Consider the following 254-nt stretch of genomic DNA (forward strand, 5'->3'; position numbering starts at 1 on the left):
GCACAAATCAAATTCGAGCAGGTGATTGAGCGAGGCTGCGGCCTCGATGTTCACCAAAAGACGATCGTTGCCACGGTCAGAGGTAATGACGTTGAGATTGAGACCAAGACCTTTGGGACTTTCACTTCCCAGATCGAGGAGCTTAAATTATGGTTGAATTCCCTTTCCATTACCCATATTGCCATGGAAAGTACCGGAGTTTATTGGAAACCTATCTATAACATCCTGGAAGAGGATTTTAAGATTATTTTGGT

General features: G+C 43.7%; 1 protein-coding gene. It reads left to right on the forward strand.

What is annotated here, in order from left to right:
• Positions 1-254: IS110 family transposase (locus tag O0V13_RS21615; RefSeq protein ID WP_326492761.1), on the forward strand; the 254-nt coding region annotated here is incomplete at both ends.

This window comes from Algoriphagus sp. PAP.12 (assembly GCF_026652115.1).
Taxonomy (GTDB): domain Bacteria; phylum Bacteroidota; class Bacteroidia; order Cytophagales; family Cyclobacteriaceae; genus Algoriphagus.